This is a genomic window from Providencia sp. Marseille-Q8014, assembly GCF_965112055.1.
Window position 1 is genome coordinate 1,787,782 of sequence record NZ_CBCOPT010000001.1, and the last position, 24,858, is coordinate 1,812,639.

20 protein-coding genes are annotated in these 24,858 nt (G+C 43.6%); 18 read left to right on the forward strand and 2 right to left on the reverse strand.

The features are described 5' to 3' along the window. The first annotated feature begins 4 nt into the window (after nucleotides 1-4). From ACWPW6_RS07790 to nuoN, 12 genes are all read left to right on the forward strand, one after another. Nucleotides 5-679, forward strand: a complete 675-nt coding sequence (locus tag ACWPW6_RS07790) for a NuoB/complex I 20 kDa subunit family protein (RefSeq protein ID WP_154622104.1) — start codon at nucleotides 5-7, stop codon at nucleotides 677-679. 73 nt (nucleotides 680-752) lie between these two features. Further along, entirely contained in the window at nucleotides 753-2,552 is a 1,800-nt protein-coding gene (gene nuoC / locus ACWPW6_RS07795; RefSeq protein WP_257759822.1) for an NADH-quinone oxidoreductase subunit C/D, read from the forward strand. A gap of 2 nt (nucleotides 2,553-2,554) precedes the next feature. Beyond that, entirely contained in the window at nucleotides 2,555-3,097 is a 543-nt protein-coding gene (gene nuoE / locus ACWPW6_RS07800) for an NADH-quinone oxidoreductase subunit NuoE (RefSeq protein WP_154622105.1), read from the forward strand. Continuing rightward, nucleotides 3,094-4,452 carry an NADH-quinone oxidoreductase subunit NuoF gene (nuoF, locus tag ACWPW6_RS07805; protein ID WP_154622106.1) on the forward strand — a complete coding sequence of 453 codons (1,359 nt, stop codon included), beginning with the start codon at nucleotides 3,094-3,096 and terminating at the stop codon, nucleotides 4,450-4,452. The genes nuoE and nuoF overlap by 4 nt, the downstream gene beginning before the upstream one ends. Nucleotides 4,453-4,554: 102 nt before the next feature. Continuing rightward, nucleotides 4,555-7,278 (forward strand): NADH-quinone oxidoreductase subunit NuoG, encoded by a 2,724-nt coding sequence (gene nuoG, locus ACWPW6_RS07810; protein WP_154622107.1) that lies wholly within the window; start codon nucleotides 4,555-4,557, stop codon nucleotides 7,276-7,278. Next, a complete protein-coding gene (nuoH, locus tag ACWPW6_RS07815; RefSeq protein ID WP_154622116.1) occupies nucleotides 7,278-8,255 on the forward strand; it encodes an NADH-quinone oxidoreductase subunit NuoH in 978 nt (325 codons plus the stop codon). The genes nuoG and nuoH overlap by 1 nt, the downstream gene beginning before the upstream one ends. 14 nt (nucleotides 8,256-8,269) lie before the next feature. Next, complete coding sequence (gene nuoI / locus ACWPW6_RS07820; protein ID WP_154622108.1) at nucleotides 8,270-8,812, forward strand: NADH-quinone oxidoreductase subunit NuoI; 543 nt, start codon at nucleotides 8,270-8,272, stop codon at nucleotides 8,810-8,812. A gap of 12 nt (nucleotides 8,813-8,824) precedes the next feature. Further along, the gene (gene nuoJ / locus ACWPW6_RS07825; protein ID WP_154622109.1) at nucleotides 8,825-9,370 is read left to right on the forward strand and encodes an NADH-quinone oxidoreductase subunit J; all 546 of its coding nucleotides are present in this window, start codon (nucleotides 8,825-8,827) and stop codon (nucleotides 9,368-9,370) included. After that, a complete protein-coding gene (gene nuoK, locus ACWPW6_RS07830) occupies nucleotides 9,370-9,672 on the forward strand; it encodes an NADH-quinone oxidoreductase subunit NuoK (RefSeq protein WP_004921109.1) in 303 nt (100 codons plus the stop codon). The genes nuoJ and nuoK overlap by 1 nt, the downstream gene beginning before the upstream one ends. Further along, nucleotides 9,669-11,531: an NADH-quinone oxidoreductase subunit L gene (gene nuoL / locus ACWPW6_RS07835; RefSeq protein ID WP_154622110.1), complete on the forward strand. Its 1,863-nt coding sequence runs from the start codon at nucleotides 9,669-9,671 to the stop codon at nucleotides 11,529-11,531. Before nuoK ends, nuoL begins: the two co-directional genes overlap by 4 nt. Before the next feature lie 19 nt (nucleotides 11,532-11,550). After that, the gene (gene nuoM, locus ACWPW6_RS07840; RefSeq protein WP_154622111.1) at nucleotides 11,551-13,071 is read left to right on the forward strand and encodes an NADH-quinone oxidoreductase subunit M; all 1,521 of its coding nucleotides are present in this window, start codon (nucleotides 11,551-11,553) and stop codon (nucleotides 13,069-13,071) included. A 6-nt stretch (nucleotides 13,072-13,077) separates the two neighbouring features. Beyond that, entirely contained in the window at nucleotides 13,078-14,541 is a 1,464-nt protein-coding gene (gene nuoN / locus ACWPW6_RS07845) for an NADH-quinone oxidoreductase subunit NuoN (protein ID WP_154622112.1), read from the forward strand. Nucleotides 14,542-14,606: 65 nt separating this feature from the next. Here the strand turns inward: nuoN and ACWPW6_RS07850 are convergent, their stop codons facing one another. After that, entirely contained in the window at nucleotides 14,607-15,614 is a 1,008-nt protein-coding gene (locus ACWPW6_RS07850; RefSeq protein WP_250000346.1) for an alpha-xenorhabdolysin family binary toxin subunit B, read from the reverse strand. Nucleotides 15,615-15,624: 10 nt separating this feature from the next. Next, nucleotides 15,625-16,830: an alpha-xenorhabdolysin family binary toxin subunit A gene (locus ACWPW6_RS07855; protein ID WP_154635739.1), complete on the reverse strand. Its 1,206-nt coding sequence runs from the start codon at nucleotides 16,828-16,830 to the stop codon at nucleotides 15,625-15,627. Nucleotides 16,831-17,702: 872 nt separating this feature from the next. On the opposite strand from ACWPW6_RS07855, the gene ACWPW6_RS07860 reads away from it, so the two are divergent. The 6 genes from ACWPW6_RS07860 (at nucleotide 17,703) to menE (ending at nucleotide 24,836) form a co-directional block, all read left to right on the forward strand. Then, complete coding sequence (locus tag ACWPW6_RS07860) at nucleotides 17,703-19,037, forward strand: isochorismate synthase (RefSeq protein ID WP_163861139.1); 1,335 nt, start codon at nucleotides 17,703-17,705, stop codon at nucleotides 19,035-19,037. Between the two features lie 118 nt (nucleotides 19,038-19,155). Next, the gene (gene menD, locus ACWPW6_RS07865) at nucleotides 19,156-20,829 is read left to right on the forward strand and encodes a 2-succinyl-5-enolpyruvyl-6-hydroxy-3-cyclohexene-1-carboxylic-acid synthase (protein WP_250000348.1); all 1,674 of its coding nucleotides are present in this window, start codon (nucleotides 19,156-19,158) and stop codon (nucleotides 20,827-20,829) included. Further along, complete coding sequence (gene menH, locus ACWPW6_RS07870; protein WP_250000349.1) at nucleotides 20,829-21,602, forward strand: 2-succinyl-6-hydroxy-2,4-cyclohexadiene-1-carboxylate synthase; 774 nt, start codon at nucleotides 20,829-20,831, stop codon at nucleotides 21,600-21,602. Before menD ends, menH begins: the two co-directional genes overlap by 1 nt. Before the next feature lie 2 nt (nucleotides 21,603-21,604). Then, the gene (gene menB / locus ACWPW6_RS07875; RefSeq protein WP_154622139.1) at nucleotides 21,605-22,462 is read left to right on the forward strand and encodes a 1,4-dihydroxy-2-naphthoyl-CoA synthase; all 858 of its coding nucleotides are present in this window, start codon (nucleotides 21,605-21,607) and stop codon (nucleotides 22,460-22,462) included. Beyond that, complete coding sequence (gene menC, locus ACWPW6_RS07880) at nucleotides 22,462-23,433, forward strand: o-succinylbenzoate synthase (protein WP_154622140.1); 972 nt, start codon at nucleotides 22,462-22,464, stop codon at nucleotides 23,431-23,433. The genes menB and menC overlap by 1 nt, the downstream gene beginning before the upstream one ends. Next, on the forward strand, nucleotides 23,421-24,836 hold the full coding sequence (gene menE / locus ACWPW6_RS07885; RefSeq protein ID WP_154622141.1) for an o-succinylbenzoate--CoA ligase: 1,416 nt from the start codon (nucleotides 23,421-23,423) through the stop codon (nucleotides 24,834-24,836). Before menC ends, menE begins: the two co-directional genes overlap by 13 nt. The last annotated feature ends 22 nt before the right edge of the window (nucleotides 24,837-24,858 follow it).

Consider the following 24,858-nt stretch of genomic DNA (forward strand, 5'->3'; position numbering starts at 1 on the left):
TACAATGGATTATACGCTCACCCGCATAGATCCGAACGGTGAGAACGACCGTTACCCCCTGCAAACTCAAGAAATTGTAACAGATCCACTTGAGCAGCAAGTTAAAAACAGTGTTTACATGGGAAAACTTTCTCATGCGTTACATGATGTCGTTAACTGGGGACGTAAAAATTCTCTTTGGCCATATAACTTTGGTCTCTCATGTTGCTATGTTGAAATGGTAACGTCGTTCACAGCAGTTCATGACGTAGCCCGCTTTGGGGCAGAAGTACTCCGTGCTTCACCTCGTCAAGCCGACTTTATGGTCGTTGCAGGAACCTGCTTTACTAAAATGGCTCCGGTAATCCAGCGTCTTTATGATCAGATGTTGGAACCAAAATGGGTTATCTCCATGGGGGCATGCGCTAACTCTGGTGGTATGTATGATATTTATTCCGTTGTTCAGGGAGTAGATAAGTTTATCCCTGTGGATGTCTACATTCCAGGCTGCCCACCACGTCCCGAAGCTTATATGCAAGCATTACTTCTATTACAAGAATCTATCGGGAAAGAGCGTCGTCCGCTTTCGTGGGTTGTGGGTGACCAAGGGGTTTATCGTGCCAATATGCAATCAGAAAGAGAAAGAAAGCACGGTGAACGTATTGCAGTGACTAACCTGCGTACCCCAGACGAAATTTAAGGCTTAAAGCCATACAGCGTAACAGAGCAATGTGTTGCGAAATAATAAACCTGATCAAGCGTTATGGTGAAGAATGATGACAGATCAGATAGCGCAAGAAAGTACCCTGCCTGGATGGCAGACACAGGATCACTTAAATGATCCTGTACTTCTGGAACTGCGCAACCAATTTGGCCCGGATGCCTTTTCTGTTCAAGCGACCCGTACTGGCATGCCAGTTATCTGGGTGCGGCGCGAGCAGCTACTGGAAGTCGTAGACTTTTTGAAAAAACTACCAAAACCTTATGTGATGTTATTTGACTTACATGGGGTGGATGAACGTCAAAGAATACATAGACAAGGTTTGCCAGAGGCAGACTTTAGTGTTTTCTATCACTTCATCTCTATCGATCGTAACCGTGATATTATGGTGAAAGTCGCATTAAGTGAAAAAGACTTAAATGTGCCTTCCATGGTGTCATTATTCCCAAATGCTAACTGGTATGAGCGTGAAGTTTGGGATATGTTTGGTATAATCTTCCAAGGTCATCCGAACTTACGTCGCCTGCTTATGTCACCGAGTTGGGAAGGCCACCCATTACGTAAAGACTATCCTGCCCGTGCAACAGAATTCGACCCATTTGAGTTGACCAAGCAAAAACAAGATCTGGAAATGGAAGCGTTGACTTTCAAACCAGAAGAGTGGGGCATGGCTCGTGGGAACGAAAATGAAGATTTCATGTTCCTGAACTTGGGACCGAACCACCCTTCATCGCATGGTGCTTTCCGTATTGTATTACAGCTTGATGGCGAAGAAATCGTAAACTGTGTACCTGACATTGGTTATCACCATCGTGGTGCAGAGAAAATGGGTGAACGTCAGTCTTGGCATAGCTACATTCCTTATACCGACCGTATCGAATACCTCGGTGGTTGCGTTAATGAAATGCCATACATATTGGCCGTTGAAAAGCTGGCCGGTATTGAAGTCCCTGATCGTGTTAAAACGATTCGTGTCATGCTATCTGAATTGTTCCGTATTAATAGCCATTTGCTATACATCAGTACTTATATTCAAGATACGGGAGCGATGACACCGGTATTCTTTGCGTTTACCGACCGCCAAAAAGTGTATAACGTCGTTGAGGCTATTACGGGTTTCCGTATGCACCCAGCTTGGTTCCGTATTGGTGGGGTTGCGCACGACCTACCGAGAGGTTGGGATAAATTATTACGTGAATTATTAGATTGGCTGCCAAAACGTCTTGATTCCTATGTGACAACAGCCCTGAAAAACTCCATTTTAAAAGGCCGTTCAATCGGTGTTGCTTCATACACTAAAGAAGAAGCTTTAGCTTGGGGAGTCACAGGGGCAGGCTTACGTGCTACCGGAATTGATTTTGACGTACGTAAATGGCGTCCATATTCAGGTTACGAAAACTTTGAGTTTGATATTCCAATCGCACATAACGGTGATTGCTATGACCGTGTGATGATTAAAGTGGAAGAGATGCGTCAAAGTATGCGTATTCTTGAGCAATGTCTGAAGAACATGCCTGAAGGGCCTTTCAAAGCCGATCACCCATTGACGACGCCGCCACCAAAAGAGCGGACGCTACAACATATCGAAACCCTGATCAATCACTTCTTACAAGTGTCATGGGGTCCGGTTATGCCAGCCAATGAATCATTCCAGATGATTGAAGCAACCAAAGGAATTAACAGTTACTACTTAACGAGTGATGGCAGCACGATGAGCTACCGTACTCGTATCCGTACACCGAGCTATGCACACTTGCAGCAAATTCCAGCGGTGATTAGGGGTAGTCTGGTTTCCGACTTGATTGTCTATCTGGGTAGTATCGATTTTGTAATGTCGGATGTGGATCGCTAACCATGCATAATGAACATAATAAGCAGACCAGTCTTGATGGAGTCAATGTTTTTGAGCCTCAAGAAGCACAGCACGGCTTTGTGTTAACGGAAGCTGAACGTGCAGAAATTGAAGGTGAAAAGCACCATTATGAAGACCCGCGCGCTGCCTCCATTGAAGCACTGAAAATTGTGCAAAAAAACCGTGGCTGGGTTGAAGATGGTGCCATCCACGCTATCGCTGAAGTGCTGGGTATTCCCGCGAGTGATGTTGAAGGTGTGGCGACATTCTATAGCCAAATCTTCCGTCAGCCTGTAGGTCGTCACATTATTCGCTATTGCGATAGTGTGGTTTGTCATATTACAGGTTATCAAGGGTTAGAAGCTGAAATCATTAATCAGCTGAATATTCGCCCAGGCCAGACAACAAAAGATGGCCGCTTTACGCTGTTGCCAACCTGTTGTCTGGGGAACTGTGATAAAGGTCCTACCATGATGATTGATGAGGACACGCACAGTTACGTACAGCCTGAAGATATTAAAAAGTTACTGGAGCAGTATCCATGACAAACTCCTTTAAACAAGTGATCCGTACTGCGGAAACACATCCGTTGACATGGCGTTTGCGTGATGACAAACAGCCTGTTTGGCTGGATGAGTATCGCAGTAAAAATGGATATAAAGGTGTGGAACGTGCGCTTAAAGGCATGGCACCGGATGAAGTGGTGAATCTAGTTAAAGATGCTGGATTAAAAGGACGCGGTGGTGCAGGTTTCTCCACCGGGCTGAAATGGAGCCTGATGCCAAAAGACGAAAACATGAAACTGCGTTACTTCTTATGTAATGCGGATGAAATGGAGCCGGGCACCTATAAAGACCGTCTATTGATGGAGCAATTACCACATTTATTAGTTGAGGGTATGATCATCGGGGCTTATGCCCTAAAAGCTTACCGTGGTTATATTTTCTTGCGTGGTGAATATGTCGAAGCGGCAAAGCATTTACGACACGCTATCGAAGAAGCGAAAGCCGCGGGCTTACTCGGTAAAAATATTTTAGGTTCAGGATTTGATTTTGAACTGTTTGTACATACTGGCGCTGGACGTTATATCTGTGGTGAAGAAACCGCCTTGATTAACTCCCTTGAAGGCCGCCGTGCGAACCCTCGTTCAAAACCACCCTTCCCAGCAACATCTGGCGCATGGGGTAAGCCAACGTGCGTTAATAACGTGGAAACTATCTGTAACGTTCCTGCCATTTTAGAGCATGGAGAGCAGTGGTATATCAATCTCAGTGCAGGCAAAAGTAAAGATGCAGGTACTAAATTGATGGGCTTCTCTGGTCGCGTCAAAAATCCGGGATTATGGGAATTACCGTTTGGTACGACAGCGCGCGAAGTGCTGGAAGATTACGCGGGCGGTATGCGCGATGGCCTCACGCTTAAAGCATGGCAACCAGGTGGTGCAGGTACTGACTTTTTAACGGGAGATCACCTTGATTTACCTATGGATTTCGAATCTATCGGTAAAGCAGGAAGCCGTTTAGGTACTGCATTAGCAATGGCCGTTGATAACGAAATTAATATGGTGTCTCTGGTTCGTAACCTTGAAACCTTTTTCGCTCGTGAATCGTGTGGTTGGTGTACGCCTTGCCGTGATGGTTTGCCATGGAGCGTAAAAATTTTACAAGCGTTGGAAAACGGGGAAGGGCAACCGGGTGATATTGAAACGCTGGAACAGCTATGCCGTTTCTTAGGTCCGGGCAAAACTTTCTGTGCTCACGCACCGGGTGCGGTTGAGCCATTACAGAGCGCTATCAAATATTTCCGTGAAGAGTTTGAAGCGGGTATCTCGCAAAAAGATCTGCGCAATATAGCCCAGATAGCAGGTATTCAGCCCAACCTGTTAAAACAGCGTTGGTAATATTTTTTGTGAATGAGCAACCACAAAAAATCGATTTTTCACGAAGAACGTATTTTTGATTAACGCCTGCTGTGAAGCGGGCCTTTGGGAAGCATGCTGACTATGGCTACAATATATGTAGACGGCAAAGAATATGATGTAAACGGGTCTGAAAACCTGTTGCAAGCCTGCCTTTCTCTGGGGCTAGATATTCCTTATTTTTGCTGGCATCCAGCGCTGGGAAGCGTTGGCGCTTGCCGCCAGTGTGCGGTTAAGCAGTATCAAAACGCGGATGACACCCGTGGTCGCCTTGTTATGTCCTGTATGACACCGGCAACGGAAGGGACTTACATCTCTATTGATGATGAAGAAGCCAAACAATTCCGTGAAAGTGTTGTTGAATGGCTCATGACCAACCACCCTCATGACTGTCCAGTCTGTGAGGAAGGGGGCAACTGCCATTTGCAAGATATGACGGTGATGACCGGTCATAATATGCGTAAATATCGTTTTACTAAACGTACACACGTTAATCAGGACTTAGGGCCATTCATTAATCATGAAATGAACCGCTGTATCGCCTGTTATCGTTGCGTTCGTTATTATAAAGATTACGCAGATGGTACCGACTTGGGTGTCTATGGTGCACACAACTATGTCTACTTTGGTCGTACTGAAGATGGCACACTGGAAAGCGAATTTTCAGGTAACTTAGTTGAAGTGTGTCCAACAGGTGTGTTTACAGATAAGACGCATTCAGAGCGCTATAACCGTAAATGGGATATGCAATTTGCACCGGGTATCTGCCAGCAGTGCAGTCTCGGTTGTAATACCAGCCCAGGTGAACGCTATGGCGAGCTACGCCGTATTGAAAACCGTTATAATGGTTCGGTAAACCACTATTTCTTATGTGATCGCGGTCGTTTTGGTTATGGTTATGTGAATCGTAAAGATAGACCTCGTCAGCCATTACTGAATAAAGATGGTGTTAAGCAAGTTATTTCCGCTATCGAAGCAATGCAAAGTGGTGCTCAGATTATCAATCAAGCGAAGAAGGTGATTGGTATTGGCTCTCCTCGTGCAAGCATTGAAAGTAATTATGCATTACGTGCCTTAGTGGGTGAAGAAAACTTCTACTCAGGTGTATCAGCGGATGAGCAACGCCGTCTTGAACTGATGCAAAATATCCTAGAAAACGGCGGTATTTATACACCAAGCCTACGTGAAGTAGAAGGTTATGATGCTGTTTTGGTTCTGGGGGAAGACCTCACTCAGACGGGCGCTCGTATGGCTCTGTCTGTTCGTCAAGCAGTGAAAGGTAAAGCTCGTGAAATGGCAGCAGCTCAAAAAGTGGCTGATTGGCAAATCGCGGCGATCATGAATATTGGTCAACATGCCAAGTATCCGCTGTTTATCACTAACGTAGATGATACACGTTTAGATGATATCGCGGCATTTAACTACCGTGCGCCTGTTGCTGATCAAGCTCGCTTTGGTTTTGCTATTGCGAATATGATTAATGGTGATGCGCCCGCAGTCGCGGATTTACCGAGCGAGTTAAAAGCAAAAGTACAAACCATCGCAGACGCGCTGGCGAGTGCCAAGAAACCATTGATTATCAGTGGTAGCCATTCGGCAAGTGATGCAATGATCCAAGCAGCCGCTAACGTTGCTTTTGCGCTGAAAGCGAAAGGGGCACAAGTTGGCTTATCTTATCTAGCTTCACACGCGAACAGCTTTGGTTTAGCGATGATGAAAGCGCCTTCACTCGATAGTGCTTTTGCGCGTATCAACGCAGATGAAGCGGATGTGGCTATCGTGATGGAAAATGACCTTTACCGTCACAGTAGTGTCAATAAGGTTGATAGCACACTGGCTAAGTTGAAGCATTTGATTGTGGTTGACCATCAACATACTGCCATCATGGATAAAGCAACCTTGATCCTGCCAGCAGCAAGCTTTGCTGAAGCAGATGGTACGCTGATTAACCAAGAAGGTCGTGCACAACGTTTCTTCCAAGTCTTTGACCCATCTTTCTACGATAAAGCTATCGTGATGAACGAAAGTTGGCGTTGGTTGCACTCACTACAAACCGAAGCACAAGAGCGCGATGCGGATTGGTCACAACTTGATCATGTCATTGCGGAATGCGTGAACGCTTTACCTCAGTTCGCCGGTATAGTCGATGCTGCACCAAAAGCGTCTTTCCGTATTCGTGGTCAGAAGTTAGCACGTGAACCGCACCGCTACAGCGGTCGTACCGCGATGCTAGCGAACCAATCTGTTCATGAGCAGCGTCAACCTCAGGATAAAGACACGGCATTTGCTTTCTCTATGGAAGGGAACAATAGTCCAACCGCACCGCGCCAGCAAATTCCATTTGCATGGGCTCCGGGTTGGAACTCACCACAAGCTTGGAACAAGTTCCAAAGCGAGGTAGGCGGGCACTTGCGTTTTGGTGACCCTGGTGTTCGTTTGTTCAATTCAACAGAAAGTAAAATAGGCTACTTCACTGACATTCCAACCGCGTATCAAGCGACTGAAGCGCAGTGGGTTGTTGCGCCTTATTATCACTTGTTCGGTAGTGATGAAATGTCACAACGTTCTGATGTGATCCAACAGCGTATGCCTGAACCTTACATTATGTTGAATGCACAAGATGCCGCAACGCTAGGGCTTGCGGCGGGGACTAAAGCTGAATTTAGTCACGAAGGGCAAACTTTCAATTTGACAGTTCGTGTTAGTCAAAACTTGTCTTGTGGCCAAATTGGTCTACCTCTAGGTATGCCGGGTATTGCACCAGCCATGGCGGGTGTGTCAGTCAATAATCTACGGAGGGGGGCATGATGGATTGGATATCCCCAGAAGTGATGGAAATCCTGATTTCTATCCTAAAGTCGATTGTCATCCTATTGGTTGTTGTGATCTGTGGGGCATACATGAGTTTGGGGGAACGCCGTATTCTCGGTTTATTCCAAAATCGTTATGGTCCTAACCGTGTTGGACCGTTTGGCATGGGGCAGTTAATGGCCGACATGTTCAAAATGCTGTTCAAAGAAGACTGGATCCCACAGTTTGCCGATAAAAAAATCTTTACGCTGGCACCCGTGATTGCGTTTTGTTCACTGTTCCTTGCGTTTGCTATCGTTCCTGTTAGCCCGACATGGCATGTTGCAGACCTAAACATTGGGATCCTATTTTTCCTAATGATGGCGGGTCTTGCTGTCTATGCGGTGCTCTTTGCCGGTTGGTCAAGTAACAACAAATACTCACTGCTGGGCGCAATGCGTGCATCGGCTCAAACAGTGAGCTACGAAGTGTTCTTGGGACTTTCATTGATGGGGGTTGTGGCTCAGGCTGGCTCCTTCAATTTGATTGATATCGTCAATTCTCAAGAAGGCATGTGGAACGTCATTCCTCAGTTCTTTGGTTTTGTGACGTTTGCGATTGCAGGTGTTGCGGTATGTCACCGTCACCCGTTTGACCAACCAGAAGCAGAACAAGAAATTGCGGATGGTTACCACGTTGAATATTCAGGTATGAAATTCGGCCTATTTTTCGTCGGTGAGTATATCGGTATTGTTACTGTCTCTGCATTGATTGTCACACTGTTCTTTGGTGGCTGGCATGGGCCGTTCTTGCCGTCATTCTTGTGGTTTGCCATTAAGACTGCCTTCTTCATGATGATGTTCATCTTGATCCGTGCATCTTTACCGCGTCCGCGTTATGACCAAGTGATGTCCTTTGGCTGGAAAGTCTGTTTGCCACTGACTTTGCTTAACCTGCTGGGTACCGCAGCAGTCATTTTATACAACGCTCAGTAAGGGGTGATTGAACCATGACATTGAAAGATTTATTGGTCGGTTTCGGCACTCAAGTACGCAGTATTTGGTTGGTCGGTTTGCATGCGTTCCAAAAACGTGAAACGCAAATGTATCCCGAAGAACCGGTTTACTTGCCGCCCCGTTACCGTGGTCGTATCGTATTAACCCGCGATCCTGACGGCGAAGAGCGTTGCGTTGCCTGTAATTTATGTGCAGTTGCTTGTCCTGTGGGTTGTATCTCACTGCAAAAGGCTGAACATGAAGATGGGCGTTGGTATCCTGAATTTTTCCGCATTAACTTCTCTCGCTGCATTTTCTGTGGGTTGTGTGAAGAGGCTTGCCCAACAACAGCCATTCAATTAACGCCTGACTTTGAAATGGGTGAATGGCGTCGTCAGGATCTTGTTTACGAGAAAGATGACTTATTAATTTCAGGTCCGGGTAAATATCCTGATTATAACTTTTACCGTAAATCGGGTATGGCGATTGCAGGTAAAGACAAAGGTGAAGCGGATAACGAAGCCAAACCAATTAACGTCAAAGACCTGTTGCCATAAGGAGCGATATTCATGGAATTTACATTTTATATCGCCGGTCTGGTTGCTGTTTTAGCAACTTTGAGGGTGATAACCAATACTAACCCGGTACATGCGTTGTTGTATCTGGTTGTTTCTCTACTGGCTCTGTCGATGGTGTTCTTCTCGCTTGGCGCTTATTTTGCGGGTGCGTTGGAGATCATCGTTTATGCAGGTGCCATTATGGTGCTATTCGTTTTCGTAGTGATGATGCTTAACCTCGGTCGCTCTGTACAAGAACAAGAGCGTGAGTGGCTAACGCCGAAGAACTGGATTGGTCCTGCTATTTTATCAGCAGTACTTCTTGCACTTCTGGTTTACGGCATCATGAGTCTGTCATACCAAGAGGGTATTGCTGGCACAATGATTAGTGCGAAAGAAGTGGCTATCAGCTTGTTTGGACCTTATGTCCTAGCCGTTGAATTAGCATCACTGTTGCTACTCGCTGGTCTTGTGGTGGCGTTCCACGTCGGTCGTGACCGTAATGAAAATGGTGCTGATATTGTGAGTAGCACCAAAGCGAATGCGGAGGAACAATAATGATACCTCTTCAACATGGTCTGATTTTAGCGGCGATCTTATTTGTAATGGGACTAAGCTGTCTTGTTATTCGCCGTAACTTGCTTTTCATGCTGATCGGACTGGAAATCATGATTAACTCAACTGCTTTGGCATTTGTCGTTGCAGGGAGTTTCTGGGGGCAACCAGACGGTCAAATTATGTATATTTTGGCCATTGCACTGGCTGCAGCGGAGGCGAGTATTGGATTGGCGTTGTTACTGCAACTCCATCGTCATCGTCAGAACCTGAATATTGATAAAGTCAGTGAGATGCGCGGATGAACTTACTCTATTTAACAATTCTGTTTCCGCTACTGGGGTCTGTGTTATTAGCATTTTCCCGTGGTCGCTGGTCAGAAAATGTTTCAGCAATTGTTGGTATTAGTGCCGTCGGTTTGGCTGCTATTGTCGCCGCTTATGCAGGCATTGATTTCCTAGAACACAAGGCGTTGATGGCAAATGCCAATGATGCTTATGTTTATACACAACCGCTGTGGACTTGGATGTCAGTGGGTGATTTTACCATCCCATTCACACTGCACCTTGATGGTCTATCTCTCACTATGCTTGGCGTAGTGACGGGAGTGGGTTTCCTGATCCACGTTTATGCTTCTTGGTATATGCGTGGCGAAGAAGGCTATTCACGTTTCTTTACCTACACGAACCTGTTTATCGCGAGTATGGTGGTTTTAGTTCTCGCCGATAATATGATGCTGATGTATCTCGGTTGGGAAGGGGTAGGGCTGTGTAGTTATCTGTTGATTGGTTTTTATTACACCAATCCAGATAATGGCAAAGCGGCGATGAAAGCTTTCTTTGTCACCCGTGTTGGTGATGTGTTCTTAGCTATCGGTATGTTTATTCTGTGGAATGAACTGGGTACTCTGAACTTCAGTGAAATGGCGATTTTGGCACCTCAGAAAATGGCTGAAGGCGGCACGGCAATTACATGGGCAACCTTAATGATCTTAGGTGGTGCGGTAGGTAAATCTGCACAGCTTCCACTACAGACATGGCTGGCCGATGCGATGGCGGGTCCAACACCTGTTTCTGCACTGATCCACGCAGCAACCATGGTAACCGCGGGTGTTTATCTTGTTGCTCGTACTCATGCCTTGTTCCTGATGGCACCTGAAATTTTACATCTGGTAGGCATCGTTGGTGGTGTGACACTGCTGTTTGCAGGTTGTGCGGCATTGGTACAAACCGACATCAAACGGGTACTCGCTTACTCAACCATGAGCCAAATTGGTTATATGTTCTTGGCTCTTGGCGTACAGGCGTGGGATGCGGCAATTTTCCACCTGATGACACACGCATTCTTTAAAGCGTTGTTATTCTTATCCGCAGGTTCTGTGATTATTGCTTGCCACCATGAACAAAATATTTTCAAAATGGGTGGGTTACGTAAGCAAATCCCTTACGTCTACGCGGTGATGTTAATCGGTGGAAGCGCATTGGCTGCATTGCCTCTGTTTACCGCTGGTTTCTACAGTAAAGACGCAATTTTATGGGGAGCAGAAGTGGATGGGCAAACTGTACTGTTATGGGCAGGTCTCATCGGGGCACTACTGACTGCAATGTATACCTTCCGTATGATTTTCATCGCATTCCATGGCGAAGCGAAAATCCAAGCGCACAAGGTCAAAGGTTTTACTCACTCTGTACCTTTGGGCATTCTGGCCGTTTTAGCGACATTCGTTGGTGCACAGATTCACCAGCCGTTAGAGGGGGTATTCCCGGTTAATCCACTGGAACATGAAGCAGGTAAGTTACAGCTGGAAATTCTGTCGGGTAGCCTAGCCGTTATCGGTCTGTTGATTGTGACATTCATTTATCTGTTCAGACGTTCTATCGCTACAGCAATCGCGAAAAGTGCACCGGGTCGTTTCTTCTCTACGTGGTGGTACCATGCATGGGGCTTCGACTGGTTGTATGACGTGGTCTTTGTGAAACCTTTCAAAGGGGTTGCATGGCTACTGGAAAGCGATCCTATTAACTCACTGATGAACTTGCCAGCTTGCTTGTCTCGTTGGGCAAACAAAGGGTTAGCAGTAAGTGAGAACGGTCAAGTCCGTTGGTATGTTGCCTCATTGGGGCTGGGTGCAGTGCTGATTCTTGCTCTGCTGCTTTTGGTTTAATTAAGGGACACATTGCGCCATGCTATTACCTTGGCTAATACTCATTCCCTTCATCGGTGGCCTGCTAAGTTGGCAGGCTGACCGGTTCAGCCATCGCGCACCTCGTTGGGTTGCGCTGGCTTCAATGGGAATAACATTAATATTATCAATCCAGTTGTGGCTACAGGGAAATTACTCTCTGGCAAACCCACAAGGTATTCCACAATGGCAAGCCGTATTCTTTATGCCATGGATCCCATCGCTGGGTATTAATTTCCATCTTGCTATTGATGGGTTATCGCTACTGATGGTGGTATTGACCGCGATTATGGGCGCTTTCTCAGTTCTCAGTTCGTGGAGCGAAAACCAAGCTAACCAAGGTGCTTATCACTTTAACCTGTTGTGGATTATTGCAGGGGTGATGGGGATCTTTACGGCAGTTGACCTGTTTTTATTCTTCTTCTTCTGGGAAATGATGTTGATCCCAATGTACTTCCTGATTGCTAACTGGGGGCACAAAGGGGCAGAAAACAGACAACACATTAATGCAGCAACTAAGTTCTTTATCTACACGCAAGCCAGTGGCTTGATTATGTTAGTGTCGATTGTTGGATTAGCATTAGTCCACTTCAATGATACTCGCGTGTGGACATTTAACTACAATGAGTTGCTTGGTACTCAGATGTCTAGCACGGTTAGCTTTATGCTAATGTTAGGCTTCTTTATTGCCTTTGCAGTGAAAATGCCGTTAGTTCCATTCCATGGTTGGATGGCAGATACCCAAGAGCAATCGCCTACAGCGGGTTCTGTTGATATCTCAGGTATCATGTTGAAAACAGCAGCTTATGGTTTGCTGCGTTTTACCTTGCCTCTATTCCCTGAAGCGTCTATCCAGTTCACACCAATTGCCATGACACTTGGTGTAATTAGTATCTTCTACGGTGCATGGTTAGCCTTCAAACAGACTGACATCAAACGCTTAGCGGCATACAGTAGCTTGTCTCACATGGGGTTTGTAACCGTTGCTATCTATGCAAGTTCAGTGCTTGCGTACCAAGGGGCGGTGATCCAAATGATCACGAACGGTTTATCGGGTGCGGCATTGATTATTATCAGTGGTCAGCTGTATGAGCGTACGCAAACTCGTGATATGCGCATGATGGGAGGATTGTGGAAACGTATTAAGTGGTTACCGGGCCTGTCTTTGTTCTTTGCCGCTGCAACATTAGGTATGCCAGGAACCGGTAACTTTATTGGTGAATTCATGATCCTATTTGGAACATTCAGCCAATTCACTCTCGTGACTTGCATAATGGTCTTCGGTGTTGTGTTCGCATCGGTCTACTCACTGTGGATGATGCAGCAAACTTATTACGGAACACCGAAATCAGATAGCGAAATGAAAGGGTTAACAGCGCGCGAATTTGGTGTGCTGCTGGCTCTGGCTGTATTACTGGTTATTATCGGTTTCTATCCGCAGCCACTGCTGGATACTTCAGCGGGTGCGATGGAAACATTACATAACCTGTACACTGTTTCACTTACAACATTAAGGCCGTAATTCGCCATGACAATAACACCTCAACAATTGATCGCAATACTCCCGCTGTTGATCGTCGGATTGACCGCGGTGGTTGTGATGCTGTCCATTGCGTGGCGACGCGATCATCTAACAAGTGCCACTTTGACAGTATTCGGCTTCGCAGTTGCGTTACTCTCTCTGTTCTTTATTGCAGGGAGTTTACCAATGGAAGTCACTCCGCTTATTCGTGTTGATGGCTACGCCATGTTTTACACCGCGTTAGTCCTCATTGCGGGTATGGCGACCAGTATTTTTGCTTTTCATTGGTTGGAAGGCTTCAAGGATAATAAAGAAGAGTTTCACTTACTGCTGTCTATCGCTGTAGCAGGTGGTGTGCTACTTTCAATGGCAAACCACATGGCGTCAATGTTCATCGGTATTGAGCTAATCTCTCTGCCGTTGTTTGGCTTAGTGGCTTATACTTTTGAACGCAAACGCTCATTAGAAGCAGGCATTAAATATATGCTGCTATCTGCTGCCGCCTCTTCTTTCTTGTTGTTTGGTATTGCATTACTGTATGCGGAATCAGGTAGCCTGAGTTTTGCCGCGATTGGTCAAAGCCTAACAGATAGCCAAATTCATGCTCCATTGATTTTGGTTGGTTTGGGGATGCTGATTGTTGGTTTTGGCTTTAAGCTATCACTGTTTCCATTCCAGTTATGGACTCCGGATGTGTATCAAGGTGCGCCAGCCCCTGTATCTGCATTCCTTGCGACAGGCAGTAAAATTGGTATCTTCGCGGTACTAATGCGTATCTTTATGGAAGCACCAGCGGCACAAAGTCATACATTGGCGATTGTTGTCAGTGTTATTGCGATTGCGTCGATTCTGTTTGGTAACCTTCTGGCTATCACTCAGAAAAGTGCAAAGCGCCTGCTGGGTTACTCATCGATTTCACATATGGGCTACTTATTAGTTGCATTGGTAGCACTACGAGTCGACCCCATAGCATCACAAGTTACCGTAGCGATTTATTTAGCAGGTTACTTGTTTGCAAGCTTAGGTGCATTCGGCGCGATTAGTATTGTCTCTAGCCCATACCGTGGTGATGACCAAGACGACATGAGTGCTTTCCGTGGTCTGTTCTGGCACAAGCCAGTACTGGCAACGGTATTGACAGTGATGATGCTTTCATTGGCAGGTGTGCCAATCACATTAGGGTTTATTGGTAAATTCTATGTGATCATTTCTGCTGTGAATGCTGAATTGTGGTGGTTAACCGGAGCCGTGGTTGTGGGGAGTGCAATTGGCTTGTTCTATTATCTACGCTTTATGGCTAGCTTATATAGCCGTGATGCAGAGCACGCTGACCGCTATACAGGCCCAGAAAAGGCAACATTTGGTACCGTCGTGGCAGTGATCTGCGCCATCATCGTTATCTTAATGGGGGTATGGCCACAGCCGCTGATCAATATCGCTTCAAGTGCATTAGCAGTCATTAGTCTGTAATAACAACGTAGCACAGACATAGCATGTAAAAGAGCGGTAATCGAAAGGTTACCGCTCTTTATTTTTTAATCTGCTAACTGGCGTTGATATTGGTACTCAGTTTCTACAAGAAATTCCATTAATACTTCACAGGATTCTATTGCATTATAGACATTGAATGTTTCTTCATGTAAACAATCAGCCATATAATCGATCCATTGCTGAAAATAGCGTTGTAGCTGTTGAAAGTTAGCAGCAATCTCCTGCCGCTGATGATCGATTTGCGTGACTTCTTTACCTAATACAAGAAAATAGGTTAATCGGTTATTTCTTTCTTCATACTGTTTTGATTTTTCATGTAAGATAGCCATTTGGTCGATTAAATATAAACGCACATCCACTAATTTCATAAAATCCAAACCATTATCAAGAATGACCAGTAAGCGTTTTGCACAATCAATAGCGATTTTTAATAAATCTTTTTTGGACGGCGGAATATTTAACGATTCAATAAACGCTATTTCTGGAAAAAACTTTTCAAACATATCAGATAATTTATAGTTTAAAATGATCTCTTCGGCGGCTACAATCGCATTAATTTCTTGATTAAGTTCTTGTATCTTTTTTTTATTCTTGGTCGCTAACCCGATAAGCTTGTTTTGATGAGCTAGATAATATTCACTTTTTAACTGATTTTCCTCCTTAAGTTGTACCGCTGTTAGGTAATCGGTGATACTTCGCATTGATAATTTTAGTTTTTCTATTTCAGTCTTAACTTCAGAAAAATCATCGATAAATTCTGTAAGTATTAAATCATGATGTTTATGATGAAGTTCAAACGTTGTATTTATGGGAGATAATTCGTTAATTGTGCTATTGATTATATAACGTGTTTTTAACTTCATTATAGGTAATGAGTCTCTCACTAACTCATTAAGTATTTCTGCTTTATCAGAGATGTTTTTTATACGATTAAAAATAACAGGGTCATAATCTAGAATGTTTTGATTAAATGCACTGAGTTTATTAATACACATCCTCATCTGATAAAATTCAATAGAAGGTAAGGTTGGGGATTTGGCAGTGAGCTTCATAATGTGACCTTTAATATAGATGAGTGTTTTTTGTTAATTGAATGTCAAATAACTCAATGAGTTGTTCTGAATAAGTTTGCACAGAAGCCCAGGCGGTGATAATTTTTTTAAAACGAGTAATAAATTTTAAAAGATTAGCGGCATTATCAATGCGAGCGAAGGTCTCTATCGATTGCTTGATTTCAGTTAAAATCACTAGCCACATATAATCTAAGTGATCAATTGCTAAGCGAGCATCTTTAAAATGACTTTCAATTTTTTGTAGGTTAATTTGAATGTCAAAGATAGTTTTCTTTATAAAACGGTCCTGATTTATTTTGTCATTAATGTTGCTTATCTCTTTTAATAATTCATTTTTTTGATGGCGGATTTTTTCTGCTTTGCTACCAAAAATTCCGCCAGTAATCACTAAACCAATGAGTCCACCCGCAAGCCCTGTAAAGCTCAATTTAACAAAATGGCTATATTCTTTTTCTAATTGAAAAATTTCTTTTTTGAGTAACGCTATTTTTTCAAGATGATAGGTTTCAGAGTCAGTTGCATCTGTGGAGTCTAGCTGCATATAAATAGATTTTACCTTAAAAAGGAGTGAGTCAACATGTTGTCGATTGGATAGATTTCCACCAATAATGTGAATGCGAAAATCTGAAATGCTATTTTTTATGCTCGCTGTTTTATTGGCTTGTATTTTAATATCATCGTGGATAAGACCGAGTATACTTAATAGCTCAGTAGCAATTTGCTGGTCGTCATTTTGGTAAGTAATGCCATCAAGATCTTCATTAGAAAGGCCCTCAACACTATTCGCTATTTGTTGGATAATAGGCATGTCATTTATATAATGAATAATTTGATTTCCAGTCTGGACAATATTTCTGCTAATTAATGATAAATTAACAGATTGCTGTTTAACCTCTTGTTCAATACTGTCCCAATGACTTGCATGACGGTGAATCAATTGGATAGTTTCAGTCAGAACATTCGTTTCTATAGGTAAGTTTGTGGACTCACCAATTTTAAGCCAAGATAATATTTCTAGTGTAGAAGTGGGTAATGATAGCGCAAAGTGAATATATTTATGGATATTTGACAGGTCTTGGTGAGTAAAAATACCGGCTGACCTTGCAGAATAGGGATCTTGATTAGTTAATAATGCAAGAGTTGCTGTTCCAATATTCTCTTTTTCAATTATTTTATCATAAGCTATGTCACTCATAATGGTTAATTTCCAATTTAACATTAGGGGTTAAATAAAAGGTATACAACAGAAAATCACTAAATGGTTGCCACGTTGAGAAAGATAAAATAGAAATAATATAATCTCTAATCAAATGGTCCATTTAACAACATTAGATTTTCATTTACCCGCGTAAGAGTGAATAAGCTACTTGAAGCATGCGGTAAAAGTAGATACTAAAATATGAAAAAATATATTAGAAATTGATATGTTAATATAATTAATGTGAAGTTTATTATCGATTTTAGCTTTAATATTAAACGATAAATAATTATTTTTGTTTTTAGTTATACAGTAAGACTCTATTTAAATTGCTGCTAATTATTCACGGTTTAGGGTGATTAGCAGAATCAAAAAATCCTATTAAGAATAGAATTAAATTTAAGCGATTATTTTTAATCTTATTGCTATTTGAGTTAGCTTGTTCACCATAAAGGATGATCATTATTCTTATCAAGCGCTATTTTTATTTTAATCAATTAACAAGAATCAATGGCATTTCACATAAAGTGCTGTCTTAAGCATATTGTAATATGACGAGGTTACTATGAGTGGCTTTATTATAGATAAATATGTTTAATAAATGATCAGCATACATAAATTTGTTTATCTTTTAAGCTATTACAGCGCAAGCGTTTGATACCTACTAAAGGGGTATTTAAAGTTAAATTTATTATATTGTACAATAAGATAAGTATGTTTTTATTGCTGTGTTTATCATCAATAACGAAGACAAATTTGATTTTATTATGAGTTACATCTATTGTCAGAAATAATCAATGTATTAATAAATTATATTGCACTATATAATTATGAATAGTCTTTGTTGAGTGTGGCAGTAGGGATCGAAAGTGGTACATAAAAAAATAGATAATTTAATAACTGAAATTCTTCATCAACTGTCAACTTTGGCATTGGGCAACCAAGAATTCATTCGTTTACACTGGCAACTAGGTGAGTCTGCTACATTTCCTGGGTTAGCTTGGCTATCTGAACAATCCTGCTATCCTCAATTTTATTGGTATCACCGTACAGGAAGTGATGAATGCAGCACGATAGGCAAAGTAAAAACCTTTCATTCCATTGTTGATGCTGAACAATTTTTATCTGAGCATACTGAATATCCCGACATGCGTTTATGGGGACTCAACGGCTGGAATGCCGTAGGTGAAGGTATTTCGCTTGAAGATAAGCAACATGCCACTTTTTATTTTTTACCTCGTTTAGAAATTTATCGTGTCCGTTCATCGGTATCTGTTTACCTAAATATCCAAGGGGAACAAGACCGTTTATCGGCTATTGAATTTTTACAGCAAATAAAACCCGCACCAACACAACCTCTTACATTACATACGGAAATCGTCGGTCATGAACATTTTCCTGAAAAAGAGCAGTGGTGCAGCTTATTGACCGAGGCCATTACACGAATGAAAGCGGGTCATATGGAAAAAGTGGTGATGGCCCGTGAAACAAAATTGAGCTTATCCCAACCAATCGCTGCGGCTGAATTTTTGTCTGCGAGTCAACAAGTCAATTTTCAGTGCTATCATTTTATGATGGCGTTTAGTCAAGAATCGGGTTTTATATCATCGACGCCTGAACGTTTGTATTTACGTCAAGGCACACAATTACACTCTGAAGCACTTGCTGGTACGGTGGCGAATCATCTTGATGATACGATTGCAGCAGAAAATGCAAAGTGGTTATTGGAAGATAGTAAAAATCAACATGAAAATTTAGTGGTGGTGGATGATATTTGCCAACAATTACAAGGCGTGGTGACGGGTATCGATGTCTCTGCGGCAAAAGTTATTCGTTTACGTAAAATTCAACATCTTTACCGGTCGATTGCTGCGACGCTGATTTCTCCATCCGACAGCGAATGCTTACAGCGTTTACAGCCAACAGCAGCAGTCTGTGGTTTACCGCGTACGGTGGCTCGGCAATTTTTAAGTGAACACGAGCCTTTCTCACGTCGTTGGTATGCAGGTACTGGTGGCTTTGTGAGTCTAAATAAAAGCGAGTTTGCGGTATCGCTACGTTGTGCGCAAATTGAAAATCAACAACTCTCGTTATTTTCAGGAGCAGGGATCGTCAGCGATTCAGATCCTGAGCAAGAGTGGATCGAGATTGAAAATAAAGCAGCTGGGTTGAAATCTCTGCTGGAGCGTAGCGAAAAACCTTAGTCATAACAGGGTTATTTTCTTTTGGTTTCAATTAGTTCATTAAAAATTGTTCTAAGATCAAGAAATTTATATTAAGCGCATTACACTAACTGATAATAAATAACTTATTGAGCTCATTATGTCGAATTCTGTTTTTAATCTGCGTTGGGCTGAGATTATTATCGAAGCGCTCACTCGTCATGGCATGAAACATATTTGTATTGCGCCTGGTTCGCGTTCCACACCTTTAACTCTTGCCGCGGCAAAGAATAATAAGTTGCATTGCCATACACATTTTGATGAAAGAGGTCTAGGACACTTAGCGTTAGGGTTAGCGAAGGCAAGTCTTGAACCTGTAGGCGTCATTGTGACATCGGGCACGGCGGTGGCAAATCTCTATCCATCATTAATTGAAGCAGGCTTGACGGGAGAGAAAGTCATTTTTTTGACGGCGGATAGGCCGCCTGAGTTAATCGATTGTGGTGCTAATCAAGCGATTCGCCAGACGCATATTTTTGCATCGCACCCAGCTCAAAGCTTGATGTTGCCACGACCAACCCGTGATATTTCACCCAAATGGCTGGTAAGCGCCATTGATAATGGTATGAATCAATTGCGTCATGGCGCTTTCCATATTAACTGTCCGTTTGCGGAGCCTTTATATGGCGAGACGGAAGGCGATTATGACTGGCAGCAGCAGCTCGGTAATTGGTGGAACTCTCAGTTACCTTGGTTAAGCGAACTCTTAACGAATACAGTAGCGCATATTGCGGATTGGTATTTTTGGCGACAAAAAAAAGGGGTTGTGATTGCGGGGCGAATGAACGCCCAAGAGGGTGAGCATGTCGCGAATTGGGCGAAAACATTAGGTTGGCCATTGATTAGTGATGTTTTATCACAAACAGGGCAAATTCATCCTTGTGCTGATTTATGGCTCGCCCATCCGCAAGCTAAAGCGTGGCTCGATGAGGCTGAGTTAGTGATACAATTTGGTTCGAGTTTAACTGGCAAACGGTTATTACAGTGGCAAGCACAATGCCAACCACAAGAGTACTGGATTATTGATATGATCCCAGGACGCCTTGACCCAGCAAACCATTATGGACGCAAATTGACTTGTTCAATTAAAGGTTGGTTGGATGCTCATCCCGCCCAGCCTAGAAGCCCATGGTGTGAAAAGCTATGGGCTTTGACAAAACGCACTCAACAGCATGTCACCGCGAAGTTACACAACCAGTTTTCTGAGGCGGCGGTCGCTCATCAATTACCTCAACTGTTACCCCCTAAAGGACAATTATTTGTTGGTAATAGCCTGATCGTACGGTTGGTTGATGCTTTGGCACAGCTGCCTGAAGGTTACCCTGTGTATAGTAATCGTGGGGCAAGTGGTATTGATGGATTGATATCCACCATGGCTGGTGTGCAACGCGCCACAATAAAACCTACATTAGGGATTGTCGGTGATCTTTCCGCCCTCTATGACCTCAATAGTCTTGCCCTCTTACGTGCGCCTTCAGCACCGACTATTTTGATCGTGGTGAATAACAATGGCGGACAAATTTTTTCGATGTTACCTACACCAGAAGAGGCGAGGGAACCTTATTACTGCATGCCGCAGAATGTGAATTTTGAGCATGCGGCCTTGATGTTTGGGTTACAGTATGCGGCGCCTAAAGACTGGTTATCACTCAAAACCTTGGTTGAACAATTTTGGTTTAACCAACAAGGTTGTTTGTTAATCGAATTGATTGTTGATAGTGACGAGGGCGCTCGTACATTAAAACAATTACTCGATGAAGTCGGTAATCTTTGATGTTAGCGGCATATCGTTACAATGAGAACCAAACAGGGCCTTGGCTAGTGTGGTTACATGGATTACTGGGTTGCGCGGATGAGTGGCTACCGATTATTAAACTGTATCCACATTTGCCATCATTATGTATCGACTTACCTGGACATGGGCGATCTCAGGAGATAACTTGCTCAAGTTTTGCTGATTTTGATGAATACCTCATCCAGCTCCTGCAATACCATGGTATCGAAAATTATTACCTCATTGGTTATTCTTTAGGGGCGCGGCTGGCTATGCACACGGCATGTTACCGTCAGCCTACAGGTTTATGTGGCTTAGTTGTTGAAGGGGGAAGTGTTGGCCTGAAGACACAATCAGAACGTGATGCCCGTTACCTGAATGACCACTCTTGGGCGCAACGGTTTCGCCATGAGCCAATCGAAAGCGTATTGTACGATTGGTATCAACAACCTGTATTTGCTAGTTTAAGCGATAGCCAACGTCAGCAATTAATTTTATTACGACAAGCCAATGATCCCCGTCGTATTGCCGATATGCTAGAAGGCACGTCATTGTCTAAACAACCATTTTTAGCCGATAAACTGCAACAGTTAACACTTCCATTTCGCTATTTTTGTGGTGAACAAGACCAAAAATTTCGAGGCGTTTCGCAACAATATGCTTTGCCGATTACGCTAATTAAGAATGCAGGGCATAATGCGCATCGGGAAAACCCGAATGGCTATGCCACTGCACTTCAGTATTTTCTATCATCTGTGGTTAAAGGAACTTGATAATGATTTATCCTAACGAAGAAAAACTCTATGCCCCAATCGAATGGCAAGATTGCTCTGAAGGGTTTGATGATATTTTTTATCACAAGTCACCGGAAGGGATTGCAAAAATTACGATTAATCGTCCACAGGTGCGTAACGCGTTTCGTCCACAAACCGTTAAAGAAATGATCCAAGCCTTATCTGATGCGCGTTATGACGATAAAGTTGGTACCATTATTCTAACGGGTGAAGGGGAAAAAGCATTCTGTGCAGGCGGTGACCAAAAAATTCGCGGTGATTACGGCGGATATCGTGACGAGAGTGGCACTCATCACCTGAATGTTCTAGATTTCCAGCGCCAAATTCGTACATGTCCGAAACCCGTGGTTGCGATGGTAGCAGGCTTTGCTATTGGTGGCGGTCACGTCTTGCATATGATGTGTGACCTCACAATAGCAGCCGATAATGCGATCTTTGGTCAGACTGGGCCTAAAGTGGGGTCGTTCGATGGGGGTTGGGGTGCATCTTATATGGCGCGTATTGTTGGACAAAAGAAAGCACGTGAAATTTGGTTCCTGTGCCGTCAATACGATGCAAAAGAAGCCTTGGATATGGGGTTAGTGAATACCGTAGTGCCTTACGCTGATCTCGAAAAAGAAACAGTCCGTTGGTGCCGTGAAATGCTTGAAAATAGCCCAATGGCACTGCGTTGTTTGAAAGCGGCACTGAATGCAGACTGTGATGGTCAAGCAGGGCTGCAAGAATTGGCCGGTAATGCAACTATGTTGTTCTATATGACAGAGGAAGGCCAAGAAGGGCGTAACGCATTTAATGAAAAACGTGCGCCAGACTTTTCTAAATATAAGCGTAATCCGTAATGCGTAAAGCAACACTTTATACATTTAGCCTGCCGATGGAGGCAGGCGTTATCCTGCGTTACCAACGTCTGAAAACTCGTGATGGATTGCTGGTTCGCTTACAAGATGGGGATAACGAAGGATGGGGAGAAATTTCTCCTCTCCCCGAATTTAGTCAAGAAACATTGCTAGAAGCGACTGAGGAAGCCAAGCAGAGACTGACTGAATGGGTCAGCGGTCAGCCATTGGCGGATAGTGCATTACCCTCAGTTGCTTTCGGTTGTAGCTGTGCATTGGCGGAATTATCAGGTGAATTGCCTGAACAAGCTGATTATCGAAAAGCACCATTATGTAGTGGCGATCCGGACGATTTAATCTTACGCCTTGATGCTATGGAAGGTGAAAAAATCGCCAAGGTTAAAGTTGGATTGTATGAAGCGGTACGTGATGGCATGGTCGCTAATTTGTTGCTGGAAGCTGTACCTGACTTAACGTTACGCCTTGATGCTAACCGTAGTTGGACGCGAGCGAAAGCCGATGGCTTTGCCAAATATGTGAACCCAGACTATCGTGATCGAATCGCTTTTCTCGAAGAACCGTGCAAAACCCGTGAAGAATCACTGCAATATGCCGCGGATACCGGTATTGCGATCGCATGGGATGAGAGCGTTCGCGAAGAAGGTTTTAAAGTCGAAGCGCAACCGGGCGTAGCAGCGATTGTGATCAAACCGACGTTAACGGGAAGCCTTGCCTATTGTCGGCAGCTGGTTCAAGAAGCTCATCACCATGGTTTGCAAGCGGTGATCAGTTCATCAATTGAGACCAGTTTTGGGTTAACCCAGTTGGCACGAATTGCTCATCAACTAACACCGAATACGATACCTGGGCTCGATACGTTAGATCTTATCCAGTCTCAACTTATACGTACTTGGCCAAATAGCACGCTGCCTGTTATGCAACTAGATGAACTTATTATCGAATGGCAGAGTTAACACCGTTTAAAGACTGGCCTTGGCAACACTGGGCCAGCCATCAACCTGATGCAATTGCGTTGATAACCGATGTTGCTTCACTGACTTGGCAACAATTGAATTTAAACGTCATAAATCTTGCTTATCATTTTGATAAACAAGGACTCAAAAAAGGCCAAACGGTCATTTTACGGGGCAAAAACAGTGTTGAATTGTTATTAAGTCAACTCGCTATTTTGCGCTGTGGGGCGAAAGTTTTGCCGCTCAATCCTCGCCTGCCCATCTTATTGCTTGAAGAATTGCTACCGCATCTGAATATTGATTTTGTGATTGATTTTGCAGATGGCCTGCTAAATGCATTTCATTATTCGACTTTAACGCTGCCGCCTGATCTCACTGTTTCTCAAAAATTAACACACTATGATCTGCCATGCTTTTGTGAATTAACTCGGCAACCTGCAACCTTAATTCTGACATCCGGCTCTACGGGGTTACCGAAGGCCGCGGTTCATTCCATGTTTGCTCATCTTGATAGTGCTAATGGCGTATTACAGGCGATGGACTATCAACAGAGTGACTGCTGGTTACTTTCTTTACCGTTATTTCATGTTTCAGGGCAAGGAATATTGTGGCGATGGTTAGGAAGAGGGGCGAGATTAGCGATTAAATCTTCTCCATTAACACAAGCGTTGCAAGGTATTACCCATGCTTCATTGGTACCAACACAACTGTGGCGACTTCTCAATCAGGAGGAAAATCCGCCATTAACGCTACGGCAAGTATTACTTGGCGGGGCGACAATACCCACCTCACTAACCAATTTGGCATCAAGCCAAGGTATTGAGTGCTGGAGTGGTTATGGCATGACCGAAATGGCTTCAACCGTTTGTGCAAAACGCGCTGATGGCAAAAAGGGCGTAGGATTGCCCCTGATAGGTAAACAGGTTCGCTTGATGGATAGTGAAATACAAATCCAATCACAGAGTCAAGCCATGGGGTATTGGTTTGATGGGGAAATCAAACCGTTAAAAACCCAAGATGGTTGGTTTAAAACCAATGATAAAGGTGCATATATCGATGGAGAATACCATGTGATTGGGCGCTTGGATAATTTGTTTATTAGTGGTGGTGAATGCGTACAACCTGAAGACATTGAAAGCATTATCAATAGCCACCCCGCAGTTAGCCAGAGTTTTATTATTCCTATTGATGATGCGGAGTTTGGTCAAAGGCCTGTTGCCGTCATTGAGTTAATCGACAAAAGCGTATTAGCGGGTATTGCTGATTGGTTAAAAGATAAACTGGCTCCATACCAATATCCTGTGCACTTTTATCCTTTAGACGCCGAATTAAAAAATACCGGTATTAAAGTCTCTCGTCAGCAGGTAAAAAGTTGGGTACACCAACAAATATTCTCCTCTTAATAACAACCGATTGTTATGGAGA